Genomic DNA, 11,933 nt, shown 5'->3' with positions numbered 1-11,933 from the left:
TCGCCGGGTGAAGGGCGATGCCCCGGGCAGGTGAGCTGCCCGGGGCATCGTGTGGTCGTGCGGTCACTCAGGAGAATCGAACCTTGGTGTTCAGGCCCTTCTGCTCCAACACCTTGATCTTGGTGCCGGTGGCCGGCAGCTTAACGCCGTGGTTCGGCAGCTCCGGGAACCAGTACTGCTTGGTGTCGTCGAACAGCGGCTGCGCCGCCTGGCCGCGGATGTACTGCGGCTGGCTGTTGAGGTGCAGCGTGAACGAGTCCGCCTTCTTCAGGCTGAACGGCGCGTCGTAGACCTGGATCCGGGCCCGCCAGGGCTGGCCGGTCAGGTTGTAGATCGGCCGGGGCCGGGAGTCAATGATCAGGTTCCGGCCCTCACCCGGGTGCGCGAACGTGTCGTTGTCCGCCCACCGGGTGTTCCAGTACGAGATCAGCAGACCCTCCTGGTACGCGTAGTGGTCCACGTAGTCCGGCTTGGTGTTGGCGTACCCGAAGAAGTACGGGCCGGTCTTGAGGTACTTGTCGTACGAGATGTACTGCCGGGTGCCCGCGATGTAGTAGTTCGCGAACTTACGGGTGTAGGTCTCCTCGACCACCTCGAAACCACCGGCCAGGGTCCAGCCGGCCCCGCCGTCCTCGGCCCCGTCGGTGAAGACCGTGGCGCCGTCGGCGGTCAGGGTTACGGCGTCACCGAAGAAACCACCCTCGGAGACCGCACCGTCGGTCTGGTACCGCAGCCGGAACCCGACCTGGTTGCCGACCACCCCGTCCAGCGGGATCGTGACGTCCACCCACTCGTCGTCGGAGCTGCCGTCCAGGGCGAAGCGACCGGGGGAGATCTCCTTGAGCGGCTGGCCGTCGGCCGTACCGGGCTGCGGAGTCCAGGTCTGTCCACCGTCGATCGAGGTCTCGAAGAACAGGTAGTCGTACTCCGCCTCGATGCTGTAGCGGCCCTTCATGGACAGGGTCGCGGACGACTTCCCGGTCAGGTCGAAGGTCCGGGTCATGGTGCTGTTCAGGTCGTCCGCGTTGCCGGAGAAGAACTGCTTGGTGCCCTCGAAGGGTGCACCGTTCTCGAAGGTGTACTCCCGCTCGGGCAGCACCACCACGGCGGCCTGGGCCTCCTTGGTGTTGTACTCCTGCGGACCGAGCACCAGGGTGCGCTTCTGGCCGGCCACGATCACCTCGTAGTCGAGCCAGCCGAGCTGGAGCTTGTTCCAGGCACCCAGGTCACCGCCGCGCTCGCCGATGCCGCCGTCGTTCTTGGCACCCAGGCGGCTCTGGGCCATCAGGGTCCAGTGCTCGTTGTTGTTGTCGCCGCCGCTGAGGACGTTGTAGTCGTCCGGCAGACCCAGGTCGTGGGCGTACTCGTGGTAGAAGACGCTGCGACCGCCGTTCTCCGGCTGGATGGTGTAGTCGCCGATCCAGATGCCGGTGTCGCCGATCTGGGTGCCGCCGGCCGGGAAGTTCGGCGGGCCGGTACGACCCTGGTCGGAGGCGTACGCGTACCAGCGGTGGCTCCAGATGGCGTCCTCGCCGTAGATCGGGTCACCGTCGGCCATGTCGCCACCGGCGTGCACGATCTGGAAGTGGTCGATGTAGCCGTCCGGCTCGTTGAAGTCGCCGTCACCGTCGTGGTCGTAGCGGTCCCACTGGTCCATGGCCTGTACGTCGGCGGCGATCTGGGCGTCCGTGCGGCCGGCGGCCTTCTGGTCGGCCACCCACTGGTTGGCGGCGTCGCGCACCAGGGCCCACACGTTGGAGCAGACGATCGAGTCACAGGGGTAGCCGTTGGAGCGGCCGTACCGGGCCTGGTTGTAGTTGACCTTGACCCAGTTGCTGACCACGCCGTCGACGCTGTATCGACCCGAGGACTGCGCCTCGTAGTACTGCTTCACGGACTCGTCGCCCGGAGCGGTGCCGAAGTAGAGCTTGCGGAAGTGATCGGCGTCGTAGTTCGGCTGCCACACCGTGGAGTTGTCGACCCGCCGGTCCGGCTGGGGGATCTGGTTGTGCAGCGGCCCGTCGAACCGGGCGGGGCCGGGAACATCCGGGTCGGTGTCCTGGTCCGGGTAGTTCGGGTGCCGCTCGTCGCCGAACTCGGCCAGGATGACGAAGATCTGGTCGGTCTTCTCCCGGGAAAGCTCGACGTACTGCTTCTCGGTGGGCCCCTTGCCGCCCTTGGGGGTCTTGGCGTTGCGGCCGGCCTTACCACCACGGACGGCCCGGTCACCGACCTTGGCCACCGTGCTGCCGTTGATCCGTTCGGTCTTGACGCGGCCCGAGAGCACCTCGCTCAGGCCCTCCTGACGCAGGGCGCGACGCTTCTCTTCCAGTGGGTTCGGCAGGTCATGTTCGGCATGGGCGGGCTCGGCGATCGACGGCGCGGCCGTCGGTGGCTCCGCGATCGGCGCGGCGGAGGCCGAAGCACCGACCGTCAGCCCTGCCGCCGTCATCGAAAGCCCGAGCAGACCCACTGCGACTTTCCGCACGTGGTACCTCCGAATTGAGGGAACCGGCCCATCAGGGGTGGCAAGCCGGTGAGATCGGCCCCTACGGATGGGGCCACTGGTGAACTTAGGCACTAGTGGGGCCCCTGGGAAGGGGTAGCCATCGATTTTATGGCAGTGAATTGCCGACAGGTCTGCTCACTGTCACAACCTTCGCCGGGGTCCACCCGGCATCCGTGCAGGTCCGGACAGACATCGACGGGTGGCGGTCCGCACCGGACCACCACCCGTCGAGGGGTACGACAGGTCAGTCCTCGTCGGACTTGCTCCCGCCCATGCCGGAGGCGATCAACTCCATCACCGAGGAGTCCTGCAAGGTGGTCACGTCACCGAGGGAACGGTTCTCCGCCACGTCCCGCAGCAACCGCCGCATGATCTTGCCCGATCGGGTCTTCGGCAGCTCCGGCACCAGCATGATCTGCCGGGGTTTGGCGATCGGGCCCAGGGTCTTCGCCACATGGTTGCGCAGATCGGCGATGAGCTGCTCACCCGCCTCGCCGGCGACGTCGGCGGTGCCGCGCGGAATGGCGAAGGCGACGATCGCCTGGCCGGTGGTCGGATCGGTGGCACCCACCACCGCCGCCTCGGCCACCGAGGGGTGCGAGACCAGCGCCGACTCCACCTCCGTGGTGGAGATGTTGTGCCCCGACACCAGCATCACGTCGTCCACCCGGCCGAGCAGCCAGATGTGCCCGTCGTCGTCCTTCTTCGCCCCGTCACCGGCGAAGTAGATCCACTCATCACCGCCGGTGCCGCCGGCACCCGCACCGAACCGGGACCAGTAGGTCTCGATGAACCGGTTGTCGTCACCCCAGATGGTGCGCAGCATCGAGGGCCAGGGCTCCCGCAGCACCAGGTAACCGCCACCCCCGTTGGGTACCGACTGACCCTGGTCGTCGACCACGTCGGCACTGATGCCGGGCAACGGAGTCATCGCCGAACCCGGCTTGGCGGCGGTGACCCCCGGCAGCGGCGAAATCATGATGCTGCCGGTCTCGGTCTGCCACCAGGTGTCCACGATGGGCAGCTCGCCCCGCCCGACATGCTGCCGGTACCACATCCACGCCTCGGGGTTGATCGGCTCACCGACGCTGCCCAGCAGGCGGAGGGTGGACAGGTCGTACCCGGCGGGGATGTCCTCGCCCCACTTCATCATGGTGCGGATCAGGGTCGGGGCGGTGTAGAGGATGGTCACCCCGTACCGGTCGACGATCTCCCAGAACCGGCCCTTGTGCGGGGTGTCCGGGGTGCCCTCGTACATCACCTGGGTCGCGCCGTTGGAGAGCGGGCCGTACACGATGTAGGAATGGCCGGTCACCCAACCGATGTCCGCCGTACACCAGTAGACGTCCGTCTCCGGCTTCAGATCGAAGATCGCATGCGAGGTGTACGAGGTCTGGGTCAGGTAGCCGCCGGTGGTGTGCAGGATGCCCTTCGGGCGGGCCGTGGTGCCGCTGGTGTAGAGGATGAACAGCGGGTGCTCGGCGTCGAAGGCCTCGGCGGTGTGCTCGGTCGAGGCCTGCTCCACGGTCTCGTGCCACCAGTGGTCCCGCGACGACCAGTCGACCTGCTCCCCGGTCCGGCGGACCACCAGCACATGCTCCACCGACGGGCAGTTGGCCACCGCCTCGTCCACGGTCGGCTTGAGCGCGGACGGCTTGCCCCGCCGGTAACCGCCGTCGGCGGTGATCACCACCTTGGCGGAGGCGTCCTGGATCCGGTTGGTCAGCGACTCCGCCGAGAACCCGCCGAACACCACACTGTGAGTGGCGCCGATCCGGGCACAGGCCAGCATCGCGACCGCCGCCTCCGGGACCATCGGCAGATAGATCGCCACCCGGTCACCGGCGACCACCCCCAGGTCGGTCAGCGCGTTCGCCGCCTGGCAGGTCATCCGGTGCAGGTCGGCGTAGGTGATGGTGCGGGTGTCGCCCGGCTCGCCCTCCCAGTGGATGGCCACCTTGTCGCCCCGACCGGCCTCGACATGCCGATCCAGACAGTTGTACGCCACATTCAACTGCCCGCCGACGAACCACTTGGCGAACGGCGGATTCGACCAGTCCAGCACCTGGTCCCACGGCCGCGCCCAGGCCAGCCGCCCCGCCTGGCGCTCCCAGAAGGCCAGCCGGTCCGCCTCGGCCTCGGCGTACGCCTCGGCTTTGACATTGGCCTCGGCGGCCAGTGCCGCCGGCGGCGGGAACTGGCGGGTCTCGTTCAGCAGATTGGCCAACGCCTCGCTCATGCCAGCCCTCCGCTTCGCTGCGTGCTGCCATGAGGCACTTGGGCGCTGCATTGATGATTCGCTCGCTGGCCCTCGCTCATGCGGTGCTCCTCGTCGTCGGGTGACCTGCGCCTCTCCGGGGCAGGTTAGTCGGGGCCGACGACCATGGCGACGCAAGCCACCCGCCTCCGTCGCCCAACGGACCCTCTCGCGCGCCGAGGTGCAAAACGGTCCCGATGAACGCCGCCGACCCCTCCTGGTCGGAGGAACCCCACGGCGTACGGGTGGTGTCCGTCGCCTTGCCGGTGACTGCGGCGCGGGCCGACCGGCGGGCTCGATAGCGTGACGGGGTGACGACCGACCCGCTGGCACCGCTGCTCGCGCTCGCCGACATCACCGAGGCCGTCGAGCAGGCCCGGACCCGCTTCGACACCGCCCTAGGTCACCGGGCGCTGCGCCGCCACGGTGGCCAGGTCGCCGCCGAAGTGAGCCTGCGTTCCGCAGTCGCCAGCGCCGCCCTGGAGGGCCGGGTCCACGAGCGGGAAGCGGTCCGGGCCGGTACGGTGACCGACCCGGTGCTCCAGGGGGCGCTGCGGGTGGCCGGAGCGCTGCCCGGGCTCAGCGACCGCTGGACCAAAGCCCCCCGGCAGGTACTGGCGAAACTGCACGTACTGGCCGGCCGGGAAATGGTCGAGGCCGCCGAACTGGGTCGCCCGGTCGAGGATCCGGTGGTCGCCGCCCGCCTGGACGCCCTAGTCGGGCTGGTCGCCGGAGGCACCAAGGTCCCGCCGCTGGTGCTGGCCGCCGTCGTACACGGGGAACTGCTCAACCTGCGCCCGTTCGCCGGCCCCTCCGGGGTGGTGGCCCGAGGCGCCGCCCGCCTGGTGCTGCTCTCCAGCGGCTTCGACCCGCGGGGCCTGCTGGCGATCGATGTCGGCCACCGCGAGCGCGAACCGGAATACGTCGGCGCCGCCGGAGCCTTCGCCACCGGCACCCCGGACGGGCTCCGGTCCTGGCTGCGCCACTACATGGCGGCCGTCGAGGTGGGCGCCGACCAGCTGACCGAGATCGGCGACGAGGTCCTGGCCGCAAGCTGAACCCGGGCTGCCGGGGTGGCCGGGGTGGGCTGAGGCCAGGTGGCGGCTCAGGCCGGGCTGTCGGGTGGGCTCGGGCCGGGTGGTGGGTCAGGCCGGGGTGGTCGAGGCGCGGGTGCGCCGGTGTCGGCCGTACCAGGCGATGCCGATCGCCACCCCGACACCCACCCCTAGCGCGGCAGCGGCTACCGGCACCCCCGGCCGCTCCCGCAGCCGACGGCCCAACGGAATCGGATGCCGGAACTCCAGCACCGGCCAGGCGTTCTCAACGGCCAGCCGGCGCAACTGCCGGTCCGGGTTGACCACGCTGGGGTGCCCCACGCACTCCAGCAGCGGTCGATCGCTGTACGAGTCGGAGTAGGCGTACGAGTCAGCCAGGTCGTAGCCGCGCTCCGCGGCCAGCTCGTTGACCGCCTCCACCTTGCTGGGCCCGGCCGCGTAGAACTCCACCTCACCGCTGTACCGGCCGTCCACCACCGCCATCCGGGTGGCGATCACATCGGTGACCCCGAGCAGCGCCCCGATCGGACGCACCATCTCCTCACCCGAGGCGGAGACCAGCACCACGTCCCGACCGGCGGCCTGGTGCTCCTCGATGAGGGCGGCGGCCTCGGCGTACACATAGGGGTTGATCAGCTCGTGCAGGGTCTCGGCGACGATCTGCCGGACCTGTTCCACCTGCCAGCCCTTGCAGAGGGCGGCAAGATAATCCCGGGTACGGGCCATGGTCTGCTCGTCGGTGCCGCCCAGCCGGAACATCAGCTGCGCGTACGCCGACTTGACCACATCGCGTCGAGTGATCAGGCCATCCCGGTAGAACGGCCTCCCGAACGCCAAGGCGCTCGACTTGGCGATGACGGTCTTGTCCAGATCGAAGAAAGCGGCACTTCGGCCCACGGCGCGAAAGTCTAGCCCGATGGTCTATGGTCGGCGGGTGCCCGGGGGTCGAACCTCCTCGGACCTGCGGGGCAGCCCTCACCATGCTTGCGGACGGTGACCGCGGTCACACTCTGCGAACAGGATTTCGCGGGGAGTGAGGCTACACCACTCGACGTACCCAGGCTCACTCAGGCAGACTTGTCCACAGAACGAGTATTCATATCGCGTACGACCCGCAGACTCTCGGCGGTTGCACCCCCCGTGACCGCTGAGCAGGTTCGGCTCGACCCCCCCGGAGCCGAACCTCGACGACCCCCGTCTCCCCCCGACGGGGGTCGTCCCTTTGGTAGGTAAGCGCTACCCCGCAGGTCACAGCTCGTCTCCGATCCCGTCAGCGCCCCTATCCGACGGGGTGTGCAGGTCGAACTGTGTCCGCGCGGCCGTAGCTGGTCCCGCACCGCACCCGACAGGTACGTGGTCACCGCGTCTCACCCTTCGGAGCGAACAGCCGCGTGGGTACGAGGACCTGCGTGCGTTCACCCCGTTGGTGGGGCGGAGTGACCTTGGTGCCCTCGACCCAGATCCACTGCTCCCGCTCGGGCCGGTTGAGCACCAGGCGAACCCCGGTGACCCGGAGCATCACCGGCCCGTCGGCGGGGCGGTAGCGGTCGGCCGCCTCGATGCGCAGTACCGCGCCGAGTCGTACCCGTAGGTCAAACACCACGCCTCCTCGTCTGCCGTACCGTTCCCGCCGGGCTGGCGGGTATGGGGTTGATCTGGAGGCCGGCGATCTGCGCGAAGACCTCCCGCCGCGCCATCGCCGCCCCGGTCCGCGGGTTGATGGCGTAGCCGGTGAGCCACACCCAGCCGTCATACGCCGGTCGATCCCCGATCGAGGACACCCGCAGCCACAGCGCTCGGTCCCCGCCGAACTGCACCGACGCCCGACCGTCCAGCAACACCAGGTCACCCGGATTCGGAACACTCGGCGGACGAGGTTGCGGCCTGCGAGGCACCGGGGCGGGCGGGCTCAGTCGGGACCGTCGTTCGGGTCGCGGTCCCATGCCAGCACCCACCCCGGGCCAGCCTCAGCAGGCGACCGAACGACCGGACCCCGCACGGTCCAGGCAGGACCGCCGGGCCATGCGCCGGCCAGCGGGCGATCCGTGCCCGATAGCGCGGACCTCAGCCCGCGCGCGGACGTACTTCCAGGTCCGACCCGCGCAGGACGCACAGGCGCCAACCCGCACCACGCCGGGTGCAACGGGCTGGATGGTGCAGCCGGACGGGATCAAGGATGATCCAGACGTGTTCGGAACTTCCGCAGCGCCAAGCATCACGGTCTCCCACCAACCAGGCATTAGAACTAGCTCTATATGACCGGATGAGGTGCGGCCCTGTCAATAGAGCTAGCTCTAATGTGCGCGTGTCGGGCACACTTGCTGGTTGGAGGCAGCCCTATGCGGGCGCATGGCTAGGAGGAGCGAGTGGGCATCGGGTACCGGGATCTGGCCGCGCTCCTGCGCCAGGCCATCCAACGCGGCGACTATCCCGAGGGCAGCACCCTGCCGAAGCAGGACGAGATCGCCGCCGAGCACGGCGTCAACATCAACACCGTCCGGCAGGCGGTACGCGTCCTCGAAGCCGAAGGGCTGGTCACGCCTGTCCGTCGGCGCGGCACCGTCGTCCGCCCACGCGTGGCGATGAAGCGCCTCGGCACCGACCGCTACGCCAAGAGCAAATGGAAATCCGGGCTCGTCGCCTTCGCCGCCGACCGCGAGGCCACCGGCCGCGCCTGGACGCCAGGCGACCAGACCAACGAGGTACGACTGACCGAAGCTGACGCCGAAGTCGCCGCAGCACTCGAACTCTCGCCCGGTGCACCCGTCTACGAGCGCACCCGCCTGGTCAAAGAGGCCGGCGTACCGACCCACACGCTGACCAGCTACTACCGCCGCGAAGATGTGGAAGGCACATCCCTGGTCGACCCGACACCAGGGCCAGCCGGCCGAGGCGGCGGCTTCGCCATCCTCACTGCCCGAGGCTTGGAGCCGGACACCATCACCGAGACCGTGCACGCCCGCATGCCCACACCCGAGGAAACCGACCTACTCCAGCTCCCCGCCGGAGAACCTGTGATGATCCTGCACCGCACCACGTCCACCCACGAGGGCCGACCAGTCGAGTTCGCCCGCGGAGTGCACGCCGCATCCCGCTTCACCTGGTCGTACACCTTCAAGATCCCCGACTGAGAGTCACACGATGTCCACGACTCCCCCGACCATCCCGGCAGAGCACCGCGCGGATGTCGAGTGCCTGTGGAACTACCACAACATGCACCACGAGATCCGGCCCGTTGACGTCGGCATCGGGCTCGGTAGCCATGACCTCGGAGTCGCCAAGATCGCCACCGATCTCTACCACCAGAGGATGTACCCGCACCTGGTCTTCACCGGCGCCAACGCCCCGACCACCATCGAGACCTTCCCCCGGGGCGAAGCCGTCCACTACCGGGAGTACGCCATGGCTCACGGCGTGCCAGCCGACGCAATCCTCATCGACACGCGGGCCAAGAACACCGGCCTGAACATCGAGTACACCCGCGCACTCCTTGCCGAGCACAAGATCCAAGCCAGGTCGGTGATCCTGATGTCCCGCCCGTACCAACAACGCCGGGCGTACGCCACCTGCAAGAAGCTCTGGCCCGAGGTCGACGTGATCTGCGCATCCCACCCGCTCTCACTCGACGACTACGTGGCCAGCATCGGCAACACCAAGAAGGTCATGGACATGCTCGTCGGCGACACCCAACGCATCGACAGATACGCCGAACTCGGTTACGCCATCCCCCAGCACGTCCCCGACGAGGTCCGCGCCGCCTACACCCGCCTGGTCGACGCCGGCTACACCAGCCAACTCGTGCAGTAAGAGCGGCAGCTACAGTAGCCCGCCGAGAGGCGTACAGGTCGGCGAGGAAGTCGTCCAACTCTTCGTCGGACTCGAACAGGTCCGGCCGGGCAAGGTCGTCAACGGAGGCGAGCGGCCGCACACCCTGACGGCGGGCCAACTCCTCCACCGGCACGTGCTCAGCGGTCGGCCACTCGGGTATCCGCTCGGCGTTGCTCGACATCCCGACCCACCTCCTCGACCACATACCGTCACTCATTGTCGCACGGTCAGCACCGGCACCACGGCCCCTCGGGCGCGCGGAAAGCCGGCGACACGGTAAGCCACCCCGGCCGGCCGAGTCGCCAGCAGGCCCACGGGGACAGCATGGACCCACCGGGGTGAGGCACGATCTGCGTCATGGTGGGCCTGAGATCGGTGATCGTGGTGGCTCCGATCTTCCTGTGCTGGTGGACCGGCTCGGACCCGGCTCGCGGCGGCAACAGACCCTGCCGCTGTACGTGATGGTGGGCTGGCTGTCGACGGTGGCGTGTGCCCTCGTCGTCGTACTCAATCTGCCGGACCCACACGACTGACCGCTGGTGGCCGTTGGGCGTCACCGGCGGTCCTGCTGGGGTGTGACGGTAGGTCGGCTGGAGTCGGCGAGGTCGATGCGCCAGTTGTTGCTGCGCATCAGGGAGCCGCTGCCCGGCGGGTACTCGAAGTCGCAGGGGCCTAGGAGGGTGAAGCCGAGGCGGTGGCAGAGCGCGTTGGAGGGGGCGTTCCCGACTGAGGGGAACGCGTGCAGGCTGTGGGGTGCGTCGGAGTGGCGGGCGATCTCGCGGACGATGGTGATCAGGGCGGCGCCGGCTGCGGTGGCGATGCCTCGGCCCTGGTAGGGCGGTAGGACGTTCCAGCCGGTCTCGTAGATCTGCTCGCCCTGCCAGTCACGCTGGTGGTAGGCGATGCTGCCGACCATGTCGTCGCCGAGCAGTACGGCGTACATGCGGCCGCGTCCGGTTACCGGCATCGCGAGGTATCGGCGGTGCCGGGCGAGTAGCTGTTCCTCCTGCTCGATACCGCCGACATGGTGACGCATCTGCGGGGTGTTGATCCGGCGCAGGAGATCGAGCGCGGATTCCGACCAGGGTTCGAGACGCACGTCCATGCCACGCAGCCTGGCAGCCTCCGGGATCGTCAAGTACCTATTTCGACCGGGCCGTGGTGACCGACTGCGATGCAGGCCTAGCGGACCACGGCGCGGGCAGGGGTGGCGGTGGGCTCGAAGCAGACCAACGCCCTACCTCGGCCACCGGTCACCACCCACGGATGCCCGACATAGGTGTGCTGCCGGTACGAGGCCGACGGTTGCAGTACGGCGTACTGGCGTCGGTGGCCCTGGTAGTCCAGCCAGTGGACGGTCACCGGATGCGACCTGTGGTTGACGAACTCGATGCTGGTCTCCGGGCCACCGCTGACCGACCGCAGACCCCGCTCCCGCTCGGCTGGCAACGGGGTGAGTTCTCGCGGCTCGGCCGGACGAGGGCTCGGCGTCGGTCGTACCGTCCGGCTCGGCGAGGTGCTCGGCCTGGCGCTGGGAGAGGCCGGTCTGGCGCTGGGGGCAGCCGGGCTGGTTCTGGTCGCCGACGGCGAGGGTGAGCGGGTGGGTGAGGACGCCCGACTGGGCGCGGTCGGGCAGGTGGAGGAGACCCCGGCCACGGAGGACGAGGCCTGCGGGGCGGAGGGGGTCAGGGCGCCGGGGGGTGACCAGGGCAGGTCGGGGGCATGGGGCCAGCCGAACCGGCCGGGCGGAGTGGGCGGTTCGGCGGTCGGTGACGACGGGGTGGTCGGCCAGAACGCGGTCAGCAGGAGGCCGAGCACGGCGGTACCCACACCCGCCAGCATCAGCCGGTGGGAACGGCGGTCGGTGGGCTGCGATATCGGATCGACTGCCAGGACGACCGGCTCGGGTACGAGTGGTGGTGGCCGGTCGTCGGCGGAGTCCGGGATGACCGACAGGGCGGTCCTGACCGGGGTGGCGGGAGGTGCTGGCGGCATGGTGTCCGAGTCGGGATCGGGCAGCCAGGGACCGATCCGAAGCCGAGGTTGCCTGCGTACGTCGTCGTGATCTGGCGACTGTGTCATGACCCCGATCCGGCGAGGATTGCCGTCCCGCCGACGGCAGCGGAGACCGATTATGCGTGGTTCGTGTCAGTCCTGACCATGGGCAGAGACCGATGTGGACACTCGGTGAGCGCTCGGCAACACATAGCAGATCAACAGGTCTGGTGGGCGTTGTCCACAGAAGGGTTGGTTATCCACAGGGCGGGCGTTCGGGGCGGCTTCA

General features: G+C 68.9%; 11 protein-coding genes. 4 read left to right on the top strand and 7 right to left on the bottom strand.

Annotation, left to right across the window (positions count from 1 at the left end):
* Nucleotides 1–67 precede the first annotated feature (67 nt).
* Nucleotides 68–2,473 (bottom strand): immune inhibitor A domain-containing protein, encoded by a 2,406-nt coding sequence (locus OIE53_RS20850; RefSeq protein WP_327027307.1) that lies wholly within the window; start codon nucleotides 2,471–2,473, stop codon nucleotides 68–70.
* A 280-nt stretch (nucleotides 2,474–2,753) separates the two neighbouring features.
* Nucleotides 2,754–4,748, bottom strand: a complete 1,995-nt coding sequence (gene acs / locus OIE53_RS20845; protein WP_327023208.1) for an acetate--CoA ligase — start codon at nucleotides 4,746–4,748, stop codon at nucleotides 2,754–2,756.
* A gap of 329 nt (nucleotides 4,749–5,077) precedes the next feature.
* Here acs and OIE53_RS20840 point away from each other — a divergent pair, with 329 nt between their 5' ends.
* Nucleotides 5,078–5,824 carry an oxidoreductase gene (locus OIE53_RS20840; protein ID WP_327023207.1) on the top strand — a complete coding sequence of 249 codons (747 nt, stop codon included), beginning with the start codon at nucleotides 5,078–5,080 and terminating at the stop codon, nucleotides 5,822–5,824.
* An 87-nt stretch (nucleotides 5,825–5,911) separates the two neighbouring features.
* Here OIE53_RS20840 and OIE53_RS20835 read toward each other — a convergent pair whose 3' ends face one another.
* From OIE53_RS20835 to OIE53_RS20825, 3 genes are all read right to left on the bottom strand, one after another.
* Nucleotides 5,912–6,718 (bottom strand): HAD family hydrolase, encoded by an 807-nt coding sequence (locus tag OIE53_RS20835; RefSeq protein ID WP_327023206.1) that lies wholly within the window; start codon nucleotides 6,716–6,718, stop codon nucleotides 5,912–5,914.
* 460 nt (nucleotides 6,719–7,178) lie between these two features.
* Entirely contained in the window at nucleotides 7,179–7,421 is a 243-nt protein-coding gene (locus OIE53_RS20830; RefSeq protein WP_327023205.1) for a hypothetical protein, read from the bottom strand.
* The gene (locus OIE53_RS20825; RefSeq protein ID WP_327023204.1) at nucleotides 7,414–7,662 is read right to left on the bottom strand and encodes a hypothetical protein; all 249 of its coding nucleotides are present in this window, start codon (nucleotides 7,660–7,662) and stop codon (nucleotides 7,414–7,416) included. The genes OIE53_RS20830 and OIE53_RS20825 overlap by 8 nt, the downstream gene beginning before the upstream one ends.
* A gap of 525 nt (nucleotides 7,663–8,187) precedes the next feature.
* On the opposite strand from OIE53_RS20825, the gene OIE53_RS20820 reads away from it, so the two are divergent.
* The 3 genes from OIE53_RS20820 (at nucleotide 8,188) to OIE53_RS20810 (ending at nucleotide 10,182) form a co-directional block, all read left to right on the top strand.
* Nucleotides 8,188–8,952, top strand: a complete 765-nt coding sequence (locus OIE53_RS20820; RefSeq protein WP_327023203.1) for a GntR family transcriptional regulator — start codon at nucleotides 8,188–8,190, stop codon at nucleotides 8,950–8,952.
* Between the two features lie 10 nt (nucleotides 8,953–8,962).
* Nucleotides 8,963–9,628: a YdcF family protein gene (locus OIE53_RS20815; RefSeq protein ID WP_327023202.1), complete on the top strand. Its 666-nt coding sequence runs from the start codon at nucleotides 8,963–8,965 to the stop codon at nucleotides 9,626–9,628.
* A gap of 428 nt (nucleotides 9,629–10,056) precedes the next feature.
* The gene (locus OIE53_RS20810; protein WP_327023201.1) at nucleotides 10,057–10,182 is read left to right on the top strand and encodes a hypothetical protein; all 126 of its coding nucleotides are present in this window, start codon (nucleotides 10,057–10,059) and stop codon (nucleotides 10,180–10,182) included.
* A 20-nt stretch (nucleotides 10,183–10,202) separates the two neighbouring features.
* Here the strand turns inward: OIE53_RS20810 and OIE53_RS20805 are convergent, their stop codons facing one another.
* A complete protein-coding gene (locus tag OIE53_RS20805; RefSeq protein ID WP_327023200.1) occupies nucleotides 10,203–10,754 on the bottom strand; it encodes a GNAT family N-acetyltransferase in 552 nt (183 codons plus the stop codon).
* Nucleotides 10,755–10,831: 77 nt separating this feature from the next.
* Nucleotides 10,832–11,731: a VHL beta domain-containing protein gene (locus tag OIE53_RS20800; protein ID WP_327023199.1), complete on the bottom strand. Its 900-nt coding sequence runs from the start codon at nucleotides 11,729–11,731 to the stop codon at nucleotides 10,832–10,834.
* Nucleotides 11,732–11,933 lie beyond the last annotated feature (202 nt).

Source organism: Micromonospora sp. NBC_01739 (genome assembly GCF_035920385.1).
In the GTDB taxonomy this organism is placed as follows: Bacteria; Actinomycetota; Actinomycetes; order Mycobacteriales; family Micromonosporaceae; genus Micromonospora.
The sequence above is the reverse complement of the archived record's forward strand: the minus strand, read 5'-3'. Positions and strand labels throughout refer to the sequence as shown.

Excerpts from the sequence above, each read along its gene's own strand:
- OIE53_RS20800 (WP_327023199.1), bottom strand. The coding sequence starts at position 11,731 with ATGACACAGTCGCCAGATCACGACGACGTACGCAGGCAACCTCGGCTT.
- OIE53_RS20805 (WP_327023200.1), bottom strand. The coding sequence starts at position 10,754 with ATGGACGTGCGTCTCGAACCCTGGTCGGAATCCGCGCTCGATCTCCTG.
- OIE53_RS20815 (WP_327023202.1), top strand. The coding sequence starts at position 8,963 with ATGTCCACGACTCCCCCGACCATCCCGGCAGAGCACCGCGCGGATGTC.
- acs (WP_327023208.1), bottom strand. The coding sequence starts at position 4,748 with ATGAGCGAGGCGTTGGCCAATCTGCTGAACGAGACCCGCCAGTTCCCG.